General features: G+C 72.3%; 25 protein-coding genes and 1 tRNA gene. 11 read left to right on the top strand and 15 right to left on the bottom strand.

Translation table 11 applies throughout. The features are described from left to right. The first annotated feature begins 37 nt into the window (after positions 1 to 37). From A4E84_RS34995 to A4E84_RS34980, 4 genes are read left to right on the top strand one after another with little or no spacing between them, the layout of a single operon-like run. Complete coding sequence (locus A4E84_RS34995; RefSeq protein WP_062930391.1) at positions 38 to 334, top strand: WhiB family transcriptional regulator; 297 nt, start codon at positions 38 to 40, stop codon at positions 332 to 334. Continuing rightward, positions 331 to 807, top strand: coding sequence for a Dps family protein (locus tag A4E84_RS34990; RefSeq protein ID WP_062930390.1), 477 nt, complete (start codon positions 331 to 333; stop codon positions 805 to 807). The genes A4E84_RS34995 and A4E84_RS34990 overlap by 4 nt, the downstream gene beginning before the upstream one ends. A 53-nt stretch (positions 808 to 860) precedes the next feature. Then, positions 861 to 1205: a DUF3140 domain-containing protein gene (locus A4E84_RS34985; RefSeq protein WP_062930389.1), complete on the top strand. Its 345-nt coding sequence runs from the start codon at positions 861 to 863 to the stop codon at positions 1203 to 1205. Between the two features lie 3 nt (positions 1206 to 1208). After that, positions 1209 to 1856: an HhH-GDP family DNA glycosylase gene (locus tag A4E84_RS34980; protein WP_062930388.1), complete on the top strand. Its 648-nt coding sequence runs from the start codon at positions 1209 to 1211 to the stop codon at positions 1854 to 1856. A 24-nt stretch (positions 1857 to 1880) separates the two neighbouring features. Here the strand turns inward: A4E84_RS34980 and A4E84_RS34975 are convergent, their stop codons facing one another. From A4E84_RS34975 to A4E84_RS34945, 7 genes are read right to left on the bottom strand one after another with little or no spacing between them, the layout of a single operon-like run. Next, positions 1881 to 2570 (bottom strand): SDR family oxidoreductase, encoded by a 690-nt coding sequence (locus tag A4E84_RS34975; protein WP_062930387.1) that lies wholly within the window; start codon positions 2568 to 2570, stop codon positions 1881 to 1883. After that, positions 2567 to 3448: a cupin domain-containing protein gene (locus A4E84_RS34970; RefSeq protein ID WP_062930386.1), complete on the bottom strand. Its 882-nt coding sequence runs from the start codon at positions 3446 to 3448 to the stop codon at positions 2567 to 2569. The genes A4E84_RS34975 and A4E84_RS34970 overlap by 4 nt, the downstream gene beginning before the upstream one ends. Next, positions 3445 to 4806: an amidohydrolase family protein gene (locus A4E84_RS34965; RefSeq protein WP_062930385.1), complete on the bottom strand. Its 1362-nt coding sequence runs from the start codon at positions 4804 to 4806 to the stop codon at positions 3445 to 3447. Before A4E84_RS34965 ends, A4E84_RS34970 begins: the two co-directional genes overlap by 4 nt. 41 nt (positions 4807 to 4847) lie before the next feature. Next, positions 4848 to 5828, bottom strand: a complete 981-nt coding sequence (locus A4E84_RS34960) for an alpha-ketoacid dehydrogenase subunit beta (RefSeq protein ID WP_062930384.1) — start codon at positions 5826 to 5828, stop codon at positions 4848 to 4850. After that, positions 5816 to 6793 carry a thiamine pyrophosphate-dependent dehydrogenase E1 component subunit alpha gene (locus A4E84_RS34955; protein ID WP_062930383.1) on the bottom strand — a complete coding sequence of 326 codons (978 nt, stop codon included), beginning with the start codon at positions 6791 to 6793 and terminating at the stop codon, positions 5816 to 5818. Before A4E84_RS34955 ends, A4E84_RS34960 begins: the two co-directional genes overlap by 13 nt. Continuing rightward, positions 6793 to 8190: a M24 family metallopeptidase gene (locus A4E84_RS34950; protein WP_062931733.1), complete on the bottom strand. Its 1398-nt coding sequence runs from the start codon at positions 8188 to 8190 to the stop codon at positions 6793 to 6795. The genes A4E84_RS34955 and A4E84_RS34950 overlap by 1 nt, the downstream gene beginning before the upstream one ends. Before the next feature lie 52 nt (positions 8191 to 8242). Then, complete coding sequence (locus tag A4E84_RS34945; RefSeq protein WP_062930382.1) at positions 8243 to 8884, bottom strand: helix-turn-helix domain-containing protein; 642 nt, start codon at positions 8882 to 8884, stop codon at positions 8243 to 8245. Positions 8885 to 9347: 463 nt separating this feature from the next. Here A4E84_RS34945 and A4E84_RS34940 point away from each other — a divergent pair, with 463 nt between their 5' ends. The 5 genes from A4E84_RS34940 (at position 9348) to A4E84_RS34920 (ending at position 13716) form a co-directional block, all read left to right on the top strand. Next, positions 9348 to 10163: a hypothetical protein gene (locus A4E84_RS34940; protein WP_062930381.1), complete on the top strand. Its 816-nt coding sequence runs from the start codon at positions 9348 to 9350 to the stop codon at positions 10161 to 10163. A gap of 148 nt (positions 10164 to 10311) precedes the next feature. Then, complete coding sequence (locus A4E84_RS34935; RefSeq protein ID WP_062930380.1) at positions 10312 to 11124, top strand: SAM-dependent methyltransferase; 813 nt, start codon at positions 10312 to 10314, stop codon at positions 11122 to 11124. Between the two features lie 47 nt (positions 11125 to 11171). Continuing rightward, entirely contained in the window at positions 11172 to 12068 is an 897-nt protein-coding gene (locus A4E84_RS34930) for an amidohydrolase family protein (protein ID WP_237305043.1), read from the top strand. A gap of 85 nt (positions 12069 to 12153) precedes the next feature. Continuing rightward, positions 12154 to 12681 carry an NUDIX hydrolase family protein gene (locus A4E84_RS34925; RefSeq protein ID WP_062931732.1) on the top strand — a complete coding sequence of 176 codons (528 nt, stop codon included), beginning with the start codon at positions 12154 to 12156 and terminating at the stop codon, positions 12679 to 12681. A 33-nt stretch (positions 12682 to 12714) separates the two neighbouring features. After that, positions 12715 to 13716 (top strand): glycoside hydrolase family 43 protein, encoded by a 1002-nt coding sequence (locus A4E84_RS34920; protein ID WP_062930379.1) that lies wholly within the window; start codon positions 12715 to 12717, stop codon positions 13714 to 13716. Between the two features lie 65 nt (positions 13717 to 13781). On the opposite strand, the gene A4E84_RS34915 is transcribed toward A4E84_RS34920, so the two are convergent. Next, positions 13782 to 13855, bottom strand: a tRNA-Pro gene (locus A4E84_RS34915). Positions 13856 to 13990: 135 nt separating this feature from the next. Between A4E84_RS34915 and A4E84_RS34910 the strand changes: the two genes are divergently transcribed. Together A4E84_RS34910 and A4E84_RS34905 are read left to right on the top strand one after the other, a co-directional pair. Next, positions 13991 to 14695 (top strand): thiamine pyrophosphate-dependent enzyme, encoded by a 705-nt coding sequence (locus tag A4E84_RS34910; protein ID WP_062930378.1) that lies wholly within the window; start codon positions 13991 to 13993, stop codon positions 14693 to 14695. Between the two features lie 27 nt (positions 14696 to 14722). Next, positions 14723 to 15634: a transketolase family protein gene (locus tag A4E84_RS34905; RefSeq protein WP_062930377.1), complete on the top strand. Its 912-nt coding sequence runs from the start codon at positions 14723 to 14725 to the stop codon at positions 15632 to 15634. Positions 15635 to 15647: 13 nt separating this feature from the next. Here A4E84_RS34905 and A4E84_RS34900 read toward each other — a convergent pair whose 3' ends face one another. The 7 genes from A4E84_RS34900 to A4E84_RS34870 all read right to left on the bottom strand — a co-directional run bounded on the left by A4E84_RS34900 (position 15648) and on the right by A4E84_RS34870 (position 21122). Then, the gene (locus A4E84_RS34900) at positions 15648 to 16004 is read right to left on the bottom strand and encodes an MmcQ/YjbR family DNA-binding protein (protein ID WP_062930376.1); all 357 of its coding nucleotides are present in this window, start codon (positions 16002 to 16004) and stop codon (positions 15648 to 15650) included. 30 nt (positions 16005 to 16034) lie between these two features. Beyond that, the gene (locus A4E84_RS34895) at positions 16035 to 16562 is read right to left on the bottom strand and encodes a GNAT family N-acetyltransferase (protein ID WP_062930375.1); all 528 of its coding nucleotides are present in this window, start codon (positions 16560 to 16562) and stop codon (positions 16035 to 16037) included. Then, positions 16559 to 17131: a helix-turn-helix domain-containing protein gene (locus A4E84_RS34890; RefSeq protein WP_062930374.1), complete on the bottom strand. Its 573-nt coding sequence runs from the start codon at positions 17129 to 17131 to the stop codon at positions 16559 to 16561. The genes A4E84_RS34895 and A4E84_RS34890 overlap by 4 nt, the downstream gene beginning before the upstream one ends. A gap of 46 nt (positions 17132 to 17177) precedes the next feature. Continuing rightward, on the bottom strand, positions 17178 to 18080 hold the full coding sequence (locus A4E84_RS34885; protein ID WP_062930373.1) for a LysR family transcriptional regulator: 903 nt from the start codon (positions 18078 to 18080) through the stop codon (positions 17178 to 17180). 36 nt (positions 18081 to 18116) lie between these two features. Beyond that, positions 18117 to 19310: a glycine C-acetyltransferase gene (locus A4E84_RS34880; protein ID WP_062930372.1), complete on the bottom strand. Its 1194-nt coding sequence runs from the start codon at positions 19308 to 19310 to the stop codon at positions 18117 to 18119. Positions 19311 to 19346: 36 nt separating this feature from the next. Then, entirely contained in the window at positions 19347 to 20375 is a 1029-nt protein-coding gene (gene tdh / locus A4E84_RS34875) for an L-threonine 3-dehydrogenase (RefSeq protein WP_062930371.1), read from the bottom strand. A gap of 174 nt (positions 20376 to 20549) precedes the next feature. Next, on the bottom strand, positions 20550 to 21122 hold the full coding sequence (locus A4E84_RS34870; protein WP_062930370.1) for a GAF domain-containing protein: 573 nt from the start codon (positions 21120 to 21122) through the stop codon (positions 20550 to 20552). Positions 21123 to 21145: the final 23 nt, after the last annotated feature.

The following is a 21145-nucleotide window of genomic DNA, read 5'->3' as shown; positions in this document are numbered from 1 at the left end:
CCGGCAGGTCATATCGCAGGCCGGACAACCTCGTGCGATGCGTTTGCACCAGGGCGCCCAGGGCACCCGCGCGTTCATGGAGTGGTTGCGGAGCGCCGCCTGCGTGGACGAGGACCCCGAGCTGTTCTTTCCGGTGGGCACCGCCGGACCCGCCCTGCGCGACGTGAGCGCCGCGAAGCGGGTGTGCGCCCGCTGCTCGGTGACCGACCAGTGTCTGGGTTTCGCGCTGAGCAGCGGTCAGGCCTCGGGCGTGTGGGGCGGCACCGGCGAGGAGGAACGCGACGCACTGCTCCGGACGACCAGGAACGACGCGAGAAGGAGAAGTGCCCTATGACGGCTGTGAGGAGCACACTGCCCGACGACGCCCGCAAGGTCTCCTGCGAGGCACTCCAGGACACCCTGGTGGATCTGCTCGGGCTCTCGCTGGTCGGGAAGCAGGCGCACTGGAACGTCGTCGGCCCCCGTTTCCGGTCCATCCACCTCCAGCTCGACGAGGTGGTCACGGCGGCACGGGACTTCGCCGACACCGTCGCGGAGCGGTCCGCGGCGCTGGGCGTCCCGCCGGACGGCCGGCCGGAGACCATCGCCAAGGCCTTCACGTTGCCCGCCCCGAAGGAGGGCTGGGTGCGCGACTCGGACGCCGTGCAGGTGATGGTGGAAGCGCTGCAGGACGCGGTCGGCCGGCTGCGCGAGCGCATCGACGCGACCGAGAAGGCGGACCCGGTCACCCAGGACCTGCTGATCAGCGTCACCGCGGAACTGGAGAAGCAGCGCTGGATGTTCGACGCCGAGAACTTCCCCCGCTGACCTGCGGGGCGACAGGCACAGGGCATCCGACGTACGTACGGAAGGGGCAGGCGATGACCGACGCCCTCGAACTCGACGCGCTGTGGGAGGACTTCCACCGCGTGGTGAACATGACCTCGCAGGAGCTCGCGGCCTGGCTGCGGGTCCGCGACGCCGACGAGGCCACCGAGCCGCTGCCGGACCAGGCCGGCTCGGCCACCGGGCAGCACGTCCTGGCGATCCTCCAGAAGCGGCGCACCGACCTGACCGAGGACGACCTGCGCGTGATGCGGAAGGTCGTGGACACGGTCACCGGCCAGGTGGACCTGGAGAACGAGCCCGAGCCGGAGGTGACGGCCGAGGACACCCGGCGCCGGCGCCGGCTGATGACGGTCGGGCACGACCCGCTGAAGGGGTAGACCGTGGGCCGCCCGGAGCGCGTCGTACGGGAACTCGTCGGCGCGCACGGCCGCACCTACGCCGAGGAGGCGGGCATCGGACTGAAGGACACCCCGCAGCCGCTGTACCGGCTGCTGGTGCTCTCCCACCTGCTCAGTGCCCGTATCCGCGGCTCGATCGCGCTGGCCACCGCCCGTGCCCTGCACGAGGCGGGGCTGCGCGATCCGCGGCGTATGGCGCAGGCCTCCTGGCAGCAGCGGGTCGACGCCCTGGGCCGGGGCGGTTACCGGCGCTACGACGAGCGCACGGCCACCCAGCTCGGCGACGCCGCCGGGCTGTTGAGCGAGCGATGGGGCGGCGATCTGCGGCGGCTGCGCCGGGAGGCGGACGGCGAGGTCTCCGAACTGCGCCGCCTCCTGAAGGAGTTCCCCGGAATCGGGCCTGCGGGTGCCGACATCTTCCTGCGCGAGGCGCAGGGCGTCTGGCCGGAGGTGGCCCCCTATCTGGACGCCAAGGCCCTCCAGGGCGCCGAGCGGCTGGACCTGCCGAAGGATCCGGAGCGCCTCACCGAACTGGCCGGTGACACCGACCCGGCCGTCCTCGCCGCCGCGTTGGTGCGGGCGGCGGTGGACAAGGAGGTCGCCGAGGACACGCTGCGGCGTGCCGGGTGACCGGCACCTTCGCCGGAAGGCCGCTCACCCGAGCAACCAGCCTCCGTCCACCGTCAGTTCGACGGCGTTGACCGACCGGTTGCGCAGCAGGAAGTCCACCGCGTCGACCACGTCCGCCATGGCGGCGAGCCGTCCCGTCGGGGTCTCGGTGCGCAGCGTGGCGAGCACCTTCTCCGGTTTGGCCTGCCAGTACGGGCTGTCGCCCACGATCCCGGGGTGCACGGTGTTGACCCGGACCGGAGCGAGTTCAACGGCCAGGGAGTTCATCAGGCCCCGCACCCCCGCGTTGACCGTCGCCACCGTCGTCGCGCCCGGGTAGGGGCGTTCCTTGGCCTGGCCGCCGAACAGCACGATGGAGCTGTCGTCGTGCAGCCGGCTCCGCAGCGTGTGCACCACCTCCGTGTAGCCGACCAGCTTCAGGGTGACCAGGCGCAGGGCGGCGTCGATGTCGTACTCGGTCACCTTGTTGTCGTCCCGGGTGACGCCCGCGATCACCAGATGGTCGACGCGCCCCAGGCCGGCCAGGGCCGCCGCGATCTCCAGCGGCCGGGCCAGGTCGAGGGCGAGTCCGCGGGCGCCGACCTCCTTCGCGATCGCTTCGGCCCGCCGGGTGTCGCGGCCGGTGAGGACGACGTCGTCTCCTTGCCCGGCCCGCGCCCGGGCGAACTCCAGCCCGATCCCGGACGTGCCGCCGACGACGAGCACACTGCTCATGACTTCTCCTCCAGTGCCGCGCGCAGGTAGTCCCAGTCCCGCGTGAACCGGTACGAGTGCCGTGACGGCGGTTGCGGCGCCTGTGTCTCCAGCCAGCGCAGTGTCCCCTGCCCCGCGTTGACGAATCCGTGCACGCATCCGGCGCCCGCCCAGGCCAGATCGCCGGGCTCCAGCCGGTACCGCTCGCCGTCCAGGGTGGCCTCGGCCACGCCCTCCAGGATCAGATAGGTCTCCTCGAAGGGATGGTCGTGGGTTCCGATGACCCCGTCGGACGCGTACTGCACCATGAACATCGTCGAGGCGACCGCGCCCAGATCGCCGTCGATCATCATCTTCACCGTGATCCCGCTGTAGACCAGCAGCGCCGTCCGCATGCTCGCCGTGACGGCCAGCAGATCCTGGGACTGCTTGCCGGGATCCATCTGGCCGGGCTCGAAGTGGCCGAAGAGGCGGGTGCGCGGGTCCCGGACGTCGACCCGGGCCGGCTCGCGCGCGGGCAGGTCCGGCACGGCCTGGGTGTCGTGCCCGTAGCGGGCGCGCGGCACCGGGGCCAGCATGTCGGCCCAGCGGCCGCCGGTACCCCCGGCCCCACGCCAGGCGTGCGGGACACCGGTCGGCAGCAGGCCGTAGTCGCCCGTCTCCAGCAGGTACGAGCCGTCCGGCAGGTCGAGGATCACGGCTCCGTCGAGGACGAAGAAGGTCTCCTCGTAGGAGTGCACATGGGCGGGCACCCGCCCGCCGAACCGCAGTTCGCACAGGCCGAAGCCGGTGTGGACGCTGCCGTCGTCCTCGCCGACCAGCGCCCGGCGCCGGTGACCGTGGCCGTCGCGGGGCGGCTCGGGCAGGTCGGCGGCGTGACGCACCAGGTGATTCGTCATGCCGGCGCCTTCGCCGCCTTGGCCTCCTTCGCGGCGAGGAGCCGGTCCCGGGATTCGCCGACGAGCCGCAGTGCACGGGCGGTGTCGCCGAGGAGCCGGCCGTCACGCTTGTGGATCACGCCGTCGACGAGGACCGTGTCCACGTTCGAGACGTCGGCGCACAGCGTCACCGCGGCCGTCGCGTCGTGCACGGGGGCGACGTTCGGGGCGGTGGCGTCGATCCCCACGATGTCGGCGCGCTTGCCCGGGGTCAGGGAGCCGGTGCGGTCCTCCAGACCGGCGACGTGCGCGCCGTTCACGGTGGCGATCTCCAGCATCTGACGTGCCGTCAGCATGGTGTCGGGGACCGGCATGTTGGCCTGCCAGCAGTCGGCGTTGACGCGTGCGCGCTCGGCGCCGAAGGCCGCACGGATCTGGGTGAACATGTCGCCGGGCACGGTGGTGACGACGTCGATGCTCAGCGACGGCCGCAGGCCGTGCTCGATGGCCTGCATCACGGGCGGCCAGCCGTGCCCCATCTGGAGCTCCACCTGCGGCGCGACCGACACCGTGCCGCCGCTGTCGGCGACCATCCGCCACTCCTCCTCGCTGAGGTAGCAGCTGTGGACGTAGGTGGTGTCCGGGCCGAGCAGTCCCAGGCCGTGAAGCTGTTTGACCATGCCGAAGCGGCCGGCGAGGCGCCCCATGGCCACGTGCACGGTGATGGGCAGGCCCAGCTCGCGCGCCATGGCCCATTCGGCGGTGACGACCTCGTCGACGCAGAAGCCGGGTCCGCGGGTGGCCAGGCCCATGGTGAGCAGGCCGTCGTCGGACGCGAAGTGCGCCGCCCGGATCCGCCGTACGTCGTCCGCCGGGATCGCGATCCTGCTCTCGAACCAGTAATCCGCGAGGGAGGTGTTGGCGCTGCCGTACGCGTACCGCGCCCGGATGCCGGACTCCGCCAGGCCCTGGATCGCCGCGTCGGGGTGCTCGGGGGTGTTGTTGATGTGCGACCAGTCGACGAGCGTGGTGATGCCGGCGTTGATGCACTCCAGGGCGCCCGCGAGGTTGCCCGCGTACACGTCCTCGGGGGTGTACAGCGGTGCGAAGGTGTCGAGGATGTCGACGAAGTAGTCGTCGAGGGTGGCGTCGGGGGCGACGCCCCGGATGGGGGCCTCCCAGGTGTGGCGGTGGGTGTCGACGAAGCCGGGGATCACGATGTGGCCGGCCATGTCGAGGACCTCGGCGTCGGCGCTGATCTCGGGTTCGACGGCCGCGATCCTGCCGTCCTCGACGAGGACGTCCCCCTGGGGCAGGTCCCCGATGTCCGGGTCCATCGAGATCACGTGACCGGAGCGCAGCAGTGTCCTGGTGGTCATCGCGCTTCCTCCCATGGGGTGTTCGGTGGCGGGTGTGCGGCTCAGTACGCGGCGAGCCTGCGGACCTCCGTGACGACCTTGTCGACGGTGGGGATGACCTGCTGCTCCAGCGTGTCGGCGAACGGCAGCGGGACGCACTCCCCCGCCACCCGCCGCACGGGCGCGTCCAGCAGGGCGAATCCCGCGTCGGCGACGACCGAGACGACGGTGGCGCCCCAGCCGCCCTGGTACGGGTTCTCCTCGACGGTGACGAGCCGCGAGGTCTTGCCCAGCGATGCGAGGACGGTCGCGGCGTCCAGCGGGACCAGGCAGCGCAGGTCGACCACTTCGGCCTCGATGCCCTCCCCGGCCAGGACGCCGGCGGCCTTCAGGGCCAGGGGGACCGTCGAGGCGAGCGCGACGAGGGTGACGTCGGCGCCCTCGCGGACGATCGCGGCCCGGCCGAGCTCGACGACGTGACCGGGCGGGGGCGGCGGCCCCTTGGTCGCGAGCAGCCCCTTGTGCTCGAAGAAGACCACCGGGTCCTCGCTGCGGATCGCCGCCGCCAGCATGCCGGTGACGTCGGCCGGTGTCGCCGGCGCCGCGATCTTCAGCCCGGGGACGGTCAGGGCCCAGTTCTCGGTGGCCTGGGAGTGCTGGGCGCCGAAGCCGAGGCCGCCGCCGTTGGCGGTGCGTACGACGAGGGGCACGGTCACCTGGCCGCCGGTCATGTAGCGGACCTTGGGGATCTCGTTGGCGAGGTAGTCCCAGCAGCAGGCCAGGAAGTCGGAGAACATGATCTCCGCGACGGGCCGCATCCCTGTCATGGCGGCGCCCATCGCCGCGCCCACGATGGCCTGTTCGGAGATGGGCGTGTCCCACACCCGGTCGGCTCCGAACTCCTCCAGCAGGCCCGTGGTCGTCTTGAACACCCCGCCGGCCGCGGCGATGTCCTCCCCGAGGCACACCACCGACGCGTCCCGCCGCATCTCGCGGGCGATGCCCTCGGCGACCGCGTCCCGGTAGGTGATCACGTCCGCCATGCGGCACCTCCGTCCGCCCACACGTCGGTCAGTGCCTCGCGCGGATCGGGCGGCGGCGCGGCCTTCGCCGCCTCCACGGCCCGCTCCACGACGTCCCGGGCCCGCTCGTCGGCACCGGCGACCGTCTCCTCGTCCACGCCCAGCTCGGTCAGGCGCCCCCGCGCCAGGTCCAACGGGTCGTGCTTCAGCCAGCGTTCGACCTCCTCGGCCGGGCGGTAGGCTGCCGGGTCGGCGCGGCTGTGCCCGAAGTGCCGGTAGGTCTCGGCCTCCAGCACGGCGGGCCCGTCTCCGGCCCGGGCCCGCCGCGCGAGCCGCCCCACCGCCTCCTCGACCGCCTCGACGTCGTTGCCGTCGACGACCTCGCCCGGGATGCCGTGGGCGGGGGCCCGGTCGGCGGCGGGGCGGGGCACGGCCGTGACGTCGGCGATCGGCGTGTACTCCATGTACAGGTTGTTCTCGCACACGAAGAGCACCGGCAGTTTCCACACGGCAGCGAGGTTGAGCGACTCGTGGAAGGCGCCGATGTTGGTCGCGCCGTCGCCGAAGAAGGCGACCGCCAGCTGTTCGGTGCCGCGCAGCCGGGCCGACCAGGCCGCGCCCACCGCCATCGGGAGATGGGAGCCGACGATGGCGTACGAGCCGAGCATGCCGGTGGCCGCCTTGGTCAGGTGCATGGAGCCGCCCTTGGCCTTGCACAGCCCCGTCGCCCGGCTCATCAGCTCGGCTAGGCACTCCTCGGGGGTGGCGCCCCGGGCGAGGGCGTGGTGGTGGCCCCGGTAGGTGGCGAAGACATAGTCGTCCGGGCGCAGGGCGGCGCTCGCGCCCACGGCGATGGCCTCCTGCCCGGCGGCCAGATGGGTGGTGCCCTTCACCAGGCCCCGCAGGAACAGGTCGTGGGCGGCCTTCTCCGTCCGGCGGATGACGTTCATCCGCTCGTACCGGTCGAGGAGTGCGGTGGCGTCCATCAGCTGTCCTGCTGCGTCGTTGGCCGGCGGTCCGTGGGGTGCGCGTGTGAGCGCTCCCCCCTGTCCGCCCTCGCGCGGTCCCCGGTGTTGAGGTGGGACTGTGCCTCGCGCCGGGTGTTCAGCTCGCCGCCCACCGTCCAGTACTTGCGCCCGGCCACCAGCAGTTCCTCGGCGGGGAACTTGGTGATGACCTCGCAGCCGTCGGCGGTGACGACCAGCTCCTCCTCGATCCGGGCGGCGGACCAGCCGTCGGCGGCCGGCCAGTACGTCTCCAGGGCGAACACCATGCCCTCTTCGAGGACTTCGGGGTGGTCGAGGGAGACCAGCCGGCTGAAGATCGGCTTCTCCCAGATCGACAGGCCCACGCCGTGGCCGTACTGGAGGGCGAACGCGGCGGTCTCGTCGGCGAAGCCGAACTCCTCGGCGCGCGGCCACACCCGGACGATGTCGGCGGTGGTCGCACCGGGCCGGACGAGCGCGATCGCCTCGTCCATGTACTCCCGGCAGCGCACGTACGCGTCCCGTTGCGCCCGCGAGGCGCTGCCCACGGCGAACGTGCGGTAGTAGCAGGTGCGGTAGCCGAGGTGGCTGTGCAGGATGTCGAAGAACGCCGGGTCGCCCGGGCGGATCAACCGGTCGCTGTAGACGTGCGGATGCGGTGAACAGCGTTCGCCCGAGATGGCGTTGACGCCTTCGACGTACTCGCTGCCGAGGTCGTAGAGCACCTTGCTGACCACGCCGACGCACTCGTTCTCGCGCACCCCCGGGCGCAGGTACCCGTACAGCTCCTCGTACGCCGCGTCGACCATGGCGCAGGCCTGGGTGAGCAGGGCGATCTCGTCGCCGGTCTTGATGCGGCGGGCCTCCAGGAAGACCTGCTGCCCGTCGACGACGTCGATGCCCTCGGCACGCAGCGCGGCGAGGACCGGCATCTCGGCGACGTCGACGCCGAGGGGTTCGCCCGCCAGCCCGTGGTCGCGCAGCTCGGCGGCGATCTTGGCGGCCACGTCCTCGGCGATCCCGGCGTCCGGGTGGAAGGCGCCGCGCAGCGTGGAGATGCCGGCCCGGGCGCCGGTGGGCGGGCCGCCCTTGCCGTCGCTGTAGTCGAGCCACGGGTTGTACAGCTGGTGGTGGCGGGCGGCGGAGCCGAAGTCCCAGACGACCGGTTCGCCGTCGCGCACCAGCAGGGCGAAGCGGATCAGCTTGTCCATCGCCCAGGTGCCGATGTGGGTGGCCGTCATGTAGCGGATGTTGGCGAAGTCGAAGCAGAGCACCGCGCCCAGGCCGGAGCGGTTCAGGGACTCGTGCAGCCGGGCCAGCCGCTGCCCGCGCAGCCGGTCCAGGTCGATGCGCTCTTCCCAGTCGACGGCGTTGGGGCCGTATGTGCGGATCGCCATGGCGACCACCCCCACTCCGGAGTGAACGCCCGTGCGCGATGGGTGTCAAGTGTCACTGAACATCGCCCGACACGAACCAGACGCCCACCGCCGGTACCTCTCCATCGTTGCGGTAGCGGTGGGGTGTCGTCGACTCGAAGCAGACGGAATCGCCGGGCCGCACCGTGTACTCCTCGAATCCGAGGGTGAGGACCAGCTCCCCGGAGGTGAGATAGCCGTACTCCGTGCCCGGGTGCCGCATCAGCGCGCCGGAGCCCGAGGAGGAGCCGCCGGGCCGGTACGTCACCAGCAGGAAGTCGGCCTGCGCGCCCGGCACCCGCCCGAGCCGCTCCCACACGACCCCCGAGTCCAGCTCCAGCGCCTCCCGCCCGCCCGCGCCGACCAGCGGCCCGATCCGCCGCCCCGGATCGGCGGCCAGGGCGGCCAGAGCGTGCGGCACGGTGCCCGGTGACGCACCGGGCGAGGACGCGACGGCGCTCTCCCGGATGTCGAAGAGGGACTCGACGGAGATGCCCAGGGCCGTCGTGATCGCGTACAGCGTGCTGACCGAGGGCTGGCTCTTGCCGGTCTCGATCTGCGACACGAGACTGGGCGACACGCCGACCTCCCGGGCCAGCGCGCGCAGGCTCGTACCGCGCTCCAGGCGCGCCTGCCGGATGCGCGCGCCGACAGGCGGCACGACGGCGGGTGACACGGGCGGCTCCTCCGCTCGAACGGCACGTGCAGTGTGTGCAGCCTCATTGAACAGCGGATGCGGGTGCCGGCGCCAGGAGTCGAGCCGTCCCCAGAGCCGTCCCCACGGCCGTCCCTGCTTCCCCGCCGGAAAACACAGCCCGCACCCGCCACCCGGCTCCCCCGCCGGCACGCGGCCCCGCGGGCAGCACGCCTCCCAGCGCCGTCACCCGTTCCGTGAGGCCGACGATGCCGAAGCCACCGCCGTGCGCGGCTTCCGGGACTGTCCGGCGTCCCGCTCAAGCCGGCCGCCCGGAACCGCGTCGGGATCGCGGCCCGGGCCTGGCAGAACGGGCACGCCCGGCCCGGAACGTGAGCCCCGGGCGCCCCGGCGGCGCTCACCCGAACGGTCCGGTGCCGGTGGTGGGCGCGCGGCGCCGGTGGTGCGCTGAGGACACGCGTCACGTTCTCAGGAGGCACTCCCGATGACCCGTCGTCCGTCCCGGCTCGTCCGCGTTCTCTCCCCCGCCCTGGCGGCAGGCACGCTGCTCTGCACCGCCGCCTGCTCGGACGACGGCGGCACGGACGGCTCGCGCGTCCGGGGCGTCACCGCGTCACAGGTCGCGGGAGAGCGGCAGACCCCCTCTCCCACCGCCACCCTCTCCACGGACGGCGCCCGGACCGCGCTGATCACCGAGGCGGACATCGAGGACGACTGGACGCAGGTGAAGGACACGGAGGCCGAGAACTGGCACGACAGCCTGCTCATCGGCACCGTCGACGTCTCCGACTTCCTCACCGCCAAGGCCCAGGCGTCCGACTGCCAGCGGCTCCTCGACTCGCTGTTCGACGACGATCTGCTGGGCAGGCCGTCGGGCGCGTCCGAGCTGCGCGGCTTCCAGCAGGGCGACTCCCGCCTGCTGTACCAGGTCGCCTCCTACGACCGGACCGACCCGCAGGACTCCCTGAACTGGCTGGGCACCCTGCCGGAGAAGTGCGACCGGTTCACCGTGACCGACGGCACTGAGAAGCGCACCGTCCAGGTCATCGAGATCTCCCTGCCCAAGGTGGGCGACGCCCGTCAGGGTCTGCGCGTGACGGTGCAGGGCTCGGCCGGCGGCGACGACGCGACGCTGACCCTGGACGTCGCCGCCGTGCGCGTCGGTGACGACGCGATCACCGTCACGGCGGGCGGGCTCGACGGGGACGAGAACGACTCCGCGCAGCAGGCCGTGCAGCAGGGCACCCAGCGGCTCAAGGACGTCCTGGCCGGGAAGTCCCCCGCCCCGAGCCCCAACTGAGCCGTCCGGCACGGCGATCGACCCTCTGCGAGCCGCCGGCGCCGACCGCCGTGCCCGCTCCGCCGATTCCCGGGACAGCGTGATCATCGGAGCGGCACAATGGCGGCGACGACCGGTTCCGGTCGGGCGTGCGAGGAGAGGACGAGTCGTGAGTGATGGCCACACCCCTTCGGGAGGGTCGGCGAGACTGAACACCGGTGTGGCGCACAACGCGCGCGTGTGGAACTACTGGATCGGCGGCAAGGACAACTACGAGGTCGACCAGCACGTCGGCGAGCACGTCGCCGGCATGTTCCCGATCATCCGGGACATCGCCCGGGCGGACCGCGACTTCCTCGGCCGGGCCGTGTCGTTCCTCGCCGGTGAGCGCGGGGTACGGCAGTTCCTCGACATCGGCACGGGACTGCCGACGGCGGACAACACCCACGAGATCGCCCAGCGGCTCGCGCCCGACTCCCGCATCGTCTACGTCGACAACGACCCCATCGTGCTGGTGCACGCCCGCACCCTGCTCACCGGCACCCACGACGGCGTCACCGCCTACATCGACGCCGATGTGCACGACCCGGACGCCATCGTCGAACGGGCGGGGCACACCCTCGACTTCACGCAGCCCGTCGCCGTGATGATGCTGGGCATCCTCAACTTCGTCCTCGACGTCGAGAAGGCCCGGGACATCGTGCGCCGGGTGATGGCCGCGGTGCCGTCCGGCAGCTTCCTCGTCCTCACCCACCCCACCTTCGACGACGAGCTCGGCGGCGCGGGCCAGATCCCGGCGATGAAGTTCTGGAACGAGAACGCCACTCCCCCGATCACCGCCCGCAGCGGCGCGGACATCGCCGCGTTCTTCGAGGGGCTCGAGGTGCTCGAACCGGGCATGGTGTCGTGCGGGCAGTGGCGCGCCGGGCCCGGATCGGCCGTGCTGGTGCCGCAGTACGGCGCGGTGGCCGTGAAACCCTGACGGCACCGCCTTCGCCGGAGAGGAACCAGGAGAACCGCGGAGGACGTATGACCACCCTGGCCGATCCTGTGCCCGGCGGCCGTCCCGGCGATGTCGAGCGGGCCACCGCGCTGAGCGGCGAGCTCGCCGGCCGGGGCGTGCACGGTGTGGTGCTGGCCTACGTCGACACCGCGGGCATCGGCCGGGTGAAGACCGTCCCGACGGCCCGGCCCGGCTCGCCGCCGCGGCGGCCTGGGGCGTCGGCATGTCCCCGGTGTTCGACACGTTCCTGGCGGACGACTCCGTCGTCACCACCGACGCCCTCGGCTCCCTTGACGGCGATCTGCGCCTGCTTCGGCCTGGACCCGGCCCGTCCCCCGGACGCGGAGGTCACCGAGGCGGCCCGGCGCTGGCTCGTACGGGGCGGGCGTCTCGACGACCCGGTCCTCGTGCGGCACCTGCTGTGGACGGCCGTCGATCTCGGCCTGCCGCTCCAGCTGCACACCGGGTTCGGCGACGACGACATCCGGCTGCACCGCGCCGACCCGGCACTCCTCACGGACTGGCTGCACCTCACCGCCGGCACGGTCCCCGTCCTGCTCCTGCACTGCTGGCCCTACCAGCGACAGGCCGCCTACCTGGCGGCGGTCTTCGAGCAGGTGTATCTCGACGTCGGCCTCACCCTGCACTACGTCGGCCCCGCCCGGGCCGGTGCGGTCCTCGCGGAGGCCCTGGAGATCACACCGTTCCGCAAACTCCTGTACAGCTCCGACGCCTACGGTGTGCCCGAGTTCCATCACCTCGGGGCGCTCGCCTTCCGGCAGGGCCTGGCGGGCCTGCTCCAGGAGCGGGTGGACGCCGACGAACTGGCCCTGCCTGACGCGCTGCGGATCGCCCGGTGGGCCGGGCGGGACAACGCCCTGCGGGTCTACCGGCTGCAGACCGACGGGCCGGAGGACGATTGAACAGGCGTGGGGCCGGTCACAGTTCTCCAGGAGCGGCTACCCAGGAAGTCCGAACGGCTGAAAGTATGATCAAGCAATGTCTGACATGACCGAAACCACGCCCGGCTGGCTGTCCTCCGACGAACTGGAGATGACACGCGCCCGCATGCCGATCCTGTACGTCGAGGCCGTCCCGGTCCGCGTCGACGACAGCGGCGAAGTCACCAGCGTCGGCCTGCTGCTGCGCATCGGCCCCGACGGTACGGTCAGCCGGACGCTCGTCTCCGGCCGCGTGCTGCACCACGAACGCGTCCGCGACGCCCTCCTGCGCCATCTGGAGAAGGACCTCGGCCCGGTCGCGCTGCCCCGGGTCCCGGCGTCGCTCCAGCCGTTCACGGTCGCGGAGTACTTCCCGACGCACGGCATCACGCCGTACCACGACCCGCGCCAGCACGCGGTGTCCCTCGCCTACATCGTGCCGGTGACGGGTGACTGCCGGCCCCGGCAGGACGCCCTCGACCTGGTGTGGTTCAGCCCGCAGGAGGCCGTCTCGGAGGCGGTGCAGAGCGAGATGCCGGGCGGGCACGGGGTGCTGCTGAAGCAGGCGCTGGCGCATGCGGGCTGCGTGATCTGACCGCCCCGGGCGGTCAGGAAAGGACCTCCGCCGATGCAGCTTCCCGACATGCCGCTGCACGACCCGTTCGTCGTCGCCGACGACGCGACGCGCACCTACCACCTGTACACGTCCAACGTTCCCTCGGTGTCGGGCGTGGACGGCACCGGCACGATGGTCTACCGCAGCCATGACCTGCGCGACTGGACGCCCCCGGTGGTGGTCTTCGTGACGGCCGGGCAGGAGGGCATCTGGGCCACGGACGGCGCGTGGGCACCGGAGGTGCACGCGTGGGACGGCAGGTACTACCTGTTCACGACGCTGCACAACGCGGACCGGCCGCTTCCGGTTCCGCCGCCGAACCAGTGGGGTGTGCCCTTCCGGACCCCGACCCACATGCGCGGCACGATCACGGCGGTCTCCGACTCCCTGCTCGGCCCCTTCCGGGTGCTCGACCCGTCGCGCCCGGTCCCGCCCGAACATCTCATGACCCTGGACGGCACGCTGTACGTCGACCCGTCCGGGCATCCCTGGATGGTGTACGCGCACGAGTGGCTGCAGACCATCGACGGAACGATGGAGGCGGTCCGTCTGACCCCGGACCTGTCCCGCACGGCCGGCGATCCGGTGTTCCTCTTCAAGGCCTCGGACGCGCCGTGGACCGCCGAGCAGATCCCCGCCGGTGTCCCGCACCAGCTCCCGCCGTACATCACCGACGGCCCTCAGCTGTACCGCACGCCCGAGGGCTCTCTGCTCATGCTGTGGTCGACCTACGAGAAGAACGTGGCCGGTCAGGACGGCACGGTCAGCGGCGGCTATGTGCAGACCTACGCCGTGTCCGGATCGGGGGACCTCGCGGGACCGTGGGAGCAGCGCCGTCCGCTGGTCCGCGACGACAGCGGCCACGGCATGCTCTTCCACACCTTCGACGGCCGGCTGATGATGATCCTCCACCGGCCTTTCGAGAACGCCCGCGGCAAGCTGTACGAGATGCGGCTCGACGGCCATGAGCTGGAGATCGTGCGCCGACGCGACGACCTGGACGGTGGCGGCTGACGTCGGCCGGCCCCCGACGCGATGAGCGGGCCCGCCGATACCGGCGGACCCGCTCATCGATTCTGTCGGGACGACAGGATTTGAACCTGCGACCCCTTGACCCCCAGTCAAGTGCGCTACCAAGCTGCGCCACGTCCCGTTGCCCGTCTGACCTGGGGATTCCCCCGGCCGAACGCGCAGGGAAACAATACCGCACTCGCACCGCTGATCGCGCATCCGTTTCCGGGGGACACCACTTGACCTCAAGTTTGATTGAGGTTGCACGCTCGTCGTCATGACCGACGCGACACTGACGCACACGTACACCTATGCCGATCTGCCGGGGCTGATGAGCCTGATGACCGGTGACGAGAAGCACGGCCCGGCCGCGACGTCCACGCTGGACGTGCTGTGGGTCCTCTACGACCGGGTGCTGCGGGTGAGCCCAAAGGGCCGGGAGGACCCGGGGCGGGACCGGTTCCTGCTGTCGAAGGGGCACGGCCCGATGGCGTACTACGCCGTGCTCGCCGCCAAGGGATTCCTGCCGGTGGAGTGGCTGCCCGGCTTCGGCTGCTACGACTCCCCACTCGGCCACCATCCCGACCGGACGCTCGTGCCGGGGGCCGAGATCGGCAGCGGATCGCTGGGGCACGGGCTGCCCATCGCCGTCGGTACGGCGCTGGGGCTGCGCGCCCAAGGGCTCGACGAGCCGCGGGTGTGGGCGCTGATCGGAGACGCCGAGCTGGACGAGGGCAGCAACCACGAGGCGATCGCCTTCGCCGGTCCGGCCGGGCTCGACCGGCTGCACACCGTCGTCGTCGACAACGCCTCCGCCGCCTATGCGCGGCCCGGCGGGATCGCCGCCCGCTTCGAGGCGGCGGGCTGGTCCGCGCTGACCGTCGACGGCCGTGACCACGACGCCCTGTACGCCGCCTTCACCGCGCCGCACCCGGGCCGCCCGCACGTGGTCGTGGCCCGGGTCGAGCCGAAGTCCGCCTGAACCCCGCACCGAAAGGAACCTCTCCCCATGGACACCATGCGTGACCGCTTCGCCCCTGTCGTCACCCGGCTCCTCGACGAGGATCCCCGTGTCGCCGTGGTCCTCGCCGCGATCGGCACGGACGGCTTCGCGGAGGCCGCCCGCCGCCATCCCGGCCGGGTCGTCGACGTCGGCATCCGCGAGCAGCTCCTGGTCGGGGCGGCGGCGGGACTGGCACTGACGGGACTGCGGCCCGTCGTGCACACCTTCGCCAGCTTCCTCGTGGAGCGGCCGTTCGAACAGGTCAAGCTGGACCTCGGACACCAGGACGCGGGGGCGGTGCTGGTGAGCGCCGCCGCCTCCTTCGACTGGCCGGCCGGGGGCTACACGCACATGGCGCCGGGCGACGTGGCGCTGCTCGACACCCTGGACGGCTGGACGGTGCACGTGCCGGGGCACCCGGACGAGGCCGAGACGCTGCTGCGGCACGCGGTCGCCGCGGGCGACGACAAGGTGTACGTACGGCTGTCCGTACAGGCCAACGGACAGGCGCTGCCGGTCGACGGCGAGCGCTTCCGTACGGTCCGCGAGGGACGCTCCGGCGTGGTGGTCGCCGTCGGGCCGATGCTCGACGCCGTACTCGCGGCCACCGAGGGGCTGGACGTGACCGTCCTGTACGCGACCACCGTCCGACCCTTCGACGGCGCCGCCCTGCGGCGGGCCACCGAGGCGGCCGGGACGGACGTCGTCCTCGTCGAGCCCTACCTGGCGGGCACCTCGACGGCCGCCGCGAACGACGCCCTGTCCGATGTGCCGCACCGGGTCCTCGGGCTGGGCGTTGGCCGTCAAGAGCTGCGGCGCTACGGGCAGTTGGAGGAGCACGTCGCCGCCCACGGTCTCGACGCCCGGTCGCTGCGGGAGCGCATCGGGGGCTTCGCCGGGGCAGCTGCCCGGGTGTGAGACCGGGCGGACGTCACTGCGCCGGCAGGCCGAGCCGGGGGTGGGCCTCCAGGAGCCGGGTCGGGGCCGCCTGGCGCCAGGAGTCGGCGAGGATGTCCCGCAACTCGCCCTCGTCCTCGATGGCTTCGAGCCTGGCCCGCACCCAGGCGAACTGGGATTCGTGGTCGGCGATCCAGAACTTCCCCGGCTCGGCGAGCACCAGTTCGTTCCGCTCCTCCTTGGGGCAGCGTACGGCGATGGAGGTCTCGTCCTCCGGCAGCGTGGCGAACATCTTTCCCGCGACCCGGAACGTGGGCATGCTCCAGGCGATCTTCTCCGTCGTGTCCGGCAGGGACAGGGCGATCCGTCGTACGTCTTCGGCATCCGGCATGGCAGGCACGGTATCGGTTCCCACCGACAATCACCTGGTGAGAGCGGTTGCCGGTACGTGCTTGTAGTAGATCGTCGTCGGACGCAGCACTCCGCCGGGGTCCGCCGCGTAGTCGGGGATCGCACCGGCCCGGGTCCAGCCGGCGGACCGGTACAGATGCTCGGCGGGGCTGCCGGTCTCGGTGTCCAGGTGCAGGAGGGTGATGCCGGCCGACTGGGCCGCGGCCTCCGCCGTGGCCAGGAGCCCGCGGCCCAGGCCGCGCCCACGGGCCTCCGGGTGCACCATCAGCTTCACGAGCTCGGCACGGTGACGGCTGTTGGCCTTGCCCGGGAAGGACAGGCTCACCGTGCCGAGCACCCGGTCCCCGTCGAGCGCCGCCCAGACGACGAGCCGGCCCGCCGCGACGTCCGCGGCCCGCTCCCGCCACCAGGCCAGGGCCTGCGCGCGGCCGAGCGGGGCGAGAAAGCCCACCGATGCACCACCGTTCACGGTGCCGGCCAGCAGATCGGCCAACTCCCCTGCGTGTTCGAGCAGTTGAGCTGCGTCCAGTCGGATCACGGCCGCACCACCGCCAGCAGGTACCGGACGCCCTCGGGATCCGCGCACCGGAACCGGGTCGGGCCCCACACCCGCATCCGCAGGCAGTCCCCGGTGCCGAGGCGGTGTTCGGTGTCCTGCTCGGTCACGTCGAGAGCCCCTTCCAGGATCCAGATGTGCTGCTCCAGCCCGGCCACGGGTGGACGGTCGTAGGCGATGTCGGCGCCGGGTGCGAGGCGGGCCTCGACCAGTTCGCCGCGCAGGGCGGGGTGCGGGGGTGACACGGACCGCCGGGCGAAGCCGGAGGTCCGGTCCTGCCAGACGGGCTGCCCGGCGGAGCGCACCACGGCTTCCGGTTCCGCCTCGACCTCGCTGAGCAGCTGGGACATGGTGCGCCCGTAGACGGCGCACAGGCGGTTCAGGAGCGCGGCCGTCGGGCTGGTCTCCGCCCGCTCGGCCCGGGACAGGGTGGACCGGCTCACCCCGCTGCGGTCCGCCAGCTCTCCCAGGGACCAGCCGTGTTCGGCCCGCAGCTCGGCCAGGCGTGCGCCCAGCCGCGCGTCGACGGGGTCCGCCTCGTCGTTTCTCACATCCGGGACGCTATCCCGGATATGAGACGAGCGCGTTACGCGCCGCTCACACCCGGGCCGCCGCGCCGAGCGCGTCCAGCACCGGGCGGATGAGGGGGTGCTCCTCGGCTCCCCTGCGTACGGCGGCGAAGACCCGGCGGGTGGGGGCCGTCCCGTCGACAGGGCGTACGACCACCCCGGTCAGGTCCATGCCGCGCAGCGCCGAGCGCGGCACCAGGGCGACGCCCGCGTCGGCCGAGGCGAGGGCGACGACCGCGCGGAAGTCGTCCGAGCAGTGCTCCATGCGGGGCTGGAATCCGGCGTTCTCGCAGGCCAGGATCACCACGTCGTGGCAGGGGTTGCCGGGGTACTGGCCGATCCACGAGTCCTTGGCCAGGTCGGCGAGCGACACCTCGCTGACGTCGGCCAGACGGTGGCTGAGCGGGACGACCGCGTCGAACGGCTCGGCGTACAGCGGTACGTGGGTCAGGCGGGGGTCGTCGGCCGGCGGAGCTCCGCGGTACTCGACGGCGACGGCGACGTCGACCTGCCGGTCCAGCACCATGGGCAGGCTGGCATCGCCCTCGGCGTCCTGGACGCGGATGCGGATGCCGGGCGCCGACTCGGCGAGGCGGGCCACGGCGGGCGCGACGACCAGGGCGATGCCGGTGGCGAAGGAGGCGACCGTGACGGTGCCGGCCGCACCCGAGCTGTACGCGGCGAGCTCGGCCTCGGCCCGCTCCAGCTGTGCGAGGACCGCGTTGGTGTGGCTGAGCAGGATCTCGCCGGCCGGGGTCAGCCGTACGCCCTTCGCGCCGCGCTCGACGAGCCGGTAGCCGGTCTCCTGCTCCAGGGCGGCGAGCTGCTGGGAGACGGCCGAGGGGGTGAGGTACAGCGCGGCGGCAGCCGCCGTCACCGTACGGTGGTCGGCCACCGCCCGGAGGATGTGGAGCCGCCGCGCTTCGATCATGCGATCGATTGTCTCAAATGTGCCGGGTGCTGCCGGTCAGCCCTCCAGCTCCGCCCGTGCCGCCACGAAGGCGTCGACGGCGCGGTTGACGTCGTCCGTGGAGTGCGCGGCGGACAGCTGGACGCGGATGCGGGCCTGGCCCTGCGGCACGACCGGGTAGGAGAAGCCGATGACGTAGACGCCGCGCTCCAGCAGCAGCTCCGCCATGCGTCCGGCGACCGCCGCGTCGCCGATCATCACCGGGGCGATGGCGTGGTCGCCGGGGAGGACGTCGAAGCCCTCCTCGGTCATGCGGCGGCGGAACAGGGCCGTGTTGTCGGCCAGTTGGACGCGCAGGTCGTCCGCCGCCTCCAGCAGGTCGAGGACCTTCAGCGAGGCCGCCGCGATCACCGGGGCGAGCGTGTTGGAGAACAGGTACGGACGCGAGCGCTGGCGCAGCAGGGCGACGATCTCGGCGCGGGCGGCGACGTAGCCGCCGGACGCGCCGCCGAGGGCCTTGCCGAGGGTGCCGGTGATGATGTCGACGCGGTCCATGACGCCGTGCAGCTCGGGCGTGCCGCGGCCGCCGGGGCCCACGAAACCGACGGCGTGGGAGTCGTCGACCATGACCATCGCGTCGTATCGGTCAGCGAGGTCGCAGATCTCGCGCAGCGGGGCCACGTAGCCGTCCATGGAGAAGACGCCGTCGGTGACGATCAGGCGGCGGCGCGCGTCGCAGGCCTCCTTGAGCCGGGCCTCCAGTTCGGCCAGGTCGCGGTTGGCGTAGCGCAGGCGGCGGGCCTTGGACAGGCGGATGCCGTCGATGATGGAGGCGTGGTTGAGGGCGTCGGAGATGACCGCGTCCTCGGGGCCGAGCAGCGTCTCGAACACGCCACCGTTGGCGTCGAAGCAGGAGGAGTACAGGATCGTGTCCTCCTGGCCCAGGAACGCCGACAGCCGCGCCTCCAGCTCCTTGTGCACCTCCTGGGTGCCGCAGATGAAGCGGACCGAGGCCATGCCGTAGCCCCAGCGGTCCAGGGCCTCGTGGGCCGCGGCGACGACCTCGGGGTGGTCGGCCAGGCCCAGGTAGTTGTTGGCGCAGAAGTTGAGGACCTCGCCGGGGCGGCCGCCCGCGGTGACGTTTACGGTCGCGGACTGCGGGGTGCCGATCACGCGCTCGGGCTTGTGCAGGCCGGCGGCGCGGATCTCGTCGAGGGTGGCGCGCAGGTCGTCGCGCACGGAGTCGAACATGGGAGAAGCTCCTGAGGTGCTTGCGGTGAGGGGGAGTTACGCGGTCCAGTCGAGGATGACCTTGCCGCCGCGGCCGCTCGCCGCGTCGGCGAACGCCGCCTCGAAGTCGCGGTGGCCGTAGCGGCCGGTGATCACGGGCGCGAGGTCCAGGCCACCCTCCAGGAGCACGGACATCGCGTACCAGGTCTCGAACATCTCCCGGCCGTAGATGCCCTTGATCGTGATCATCGAGGTGACGACGCGGGCCCAGTCGACCGGGAACTCCTGCGCGGGCAGTCCGAGCATCGCGATCCGGCCACCGTGCGTCATGTTGGCGATCATGTCGCGCATGGCCTCGGGGCGGCCGGACATCTCCAGGCCGATGTCGAACCCCTCACGCAGCCCGAGGGTGCGCTGCCCGTCGGCGATCGAAGAGCCGGAGACGTCGAGCGCGAGGCTGACACCGATCTTGCGGGCCAGCTCCAGCCGCTCCGCGCTGACGTCGGTGATCACGACGTTGCGGGCACCGGCGTGCCGGGCCACGGCAGCGGCCATCAGGCCGATGGGGCCGGCGCCGGTGATCAGGACGTCCTCGCCGACCAGCGGGAAGGACAGCGCGGTGTGCACGGCGTTGCCGAACGGGTCGAAGATCGCAGCCACGTCGAGGTCCACCGGGATCCGGTGCACCCACACGTTGGCGGCGGGCAGCGCGACGTACTCGGCGAACGCCCCGTCCCGGCCCACCCCGAGCCCCACGGTCGCCCGGCACAGGTGCCGGCGCCCGGCCAGGCAGTTGCGGCACTTGCCGCACACCAGATGACCCTCGCCGCTCACCCGGTCGCCGATGCCGATGCCGGTGACGTCCCGCCCGGTCTCGACGACCTCCCCGACGAACTCGTGCCCGAGCACGAGCGGGGTGTTGATCGCCTGCTGGGCCCAGCCGTCCCAGGCCCGGATGTGCAGGTCGGTACCGCAGATTCCGGTGCGCAGCACCTTGATCAGTACATCGCCGGGACCGACCTCGGGCTCCGGGACGTCCACGAGCCACAGCCCGGGCTCCGCCTTCTGCTTGACCAGCGCCTTCACCGCTATGGCTCCTGAGGGTGAGTCCCGGCTCCGGGCGTGCCGGAGGAACCCCTGGGCCGGGAGAGGAGTGGGATCGCACTGCAATCTGCCGTACGGCGGCCGACCGGTCCATCGAGGATTTCTTAAGCGCCGCCTCAGCTTTCCTTCACGCCCCCGGGGTCCCGCCGCCGGGCTTCAGTAGGGCGGCAGGCCGTCCCGGCTCTCCAGCTCCACGACGAGCAGCGCGGCGTGCTCCTTGATCGCCGTCAGGCCGGGCTTCCCCCACGGGCGCGGCTCGACGTCCGCGACGCTGACCGTGCCCAGCACCAGGCCGGTGCCGTCGATGAGCGGCGCCCCCAGATAGGAGCGGATGCCGAACTCGTCGACCACCGGGTTGCCCGCGAACCGCGGATAGTCGCCGACGTCCTCCAGGGCGAGGGCCTTGCGGCGTGCCACCACATGGGGGCAGAAGCCGTGGTCGCGGGGCAGGGCACGGCCGAGGCGCGGGCTGGTGCCGTCGCTGCGCACCACCGGCGCGACGGCCGGCACGAACAGACCCGCGTAGAACTGCCCGTGCTCGTCGGGGAGGTTGACCATGGCGTACGGCGCCCCGGTGAGCTCGGCGAGGCGGTGCGCGAAGGCGTCGAGTGCGGGTTCGGGGCGCTCCCCCAGTCCCAGTCGGCGCAGACGGCGAGTGCGGGCGGGAGCCTCCTTGTCCTCGGGGGTGAGCAGCAGACGACCGGCCGGGCGCGGCGGGTCGTAGGTCATGGGCGAGCTCCTGGGCAGTGGGC

Origin of the sequence: Streptomyces qaidamensis, from assembly GCF_001611795.1 — a bacterium.
Taxonomy (GTDB): Bacteria; Actinomycetota; Actinomycetes; order Streptomycetales; family Streptomycetaceae; genus Streptomyces; species Streptomyces qaidamensis.
Note: the sequence above shows the minus strand (reverse complement) of the source record. Positions and strands in the feature narration are given on the sequence as shown.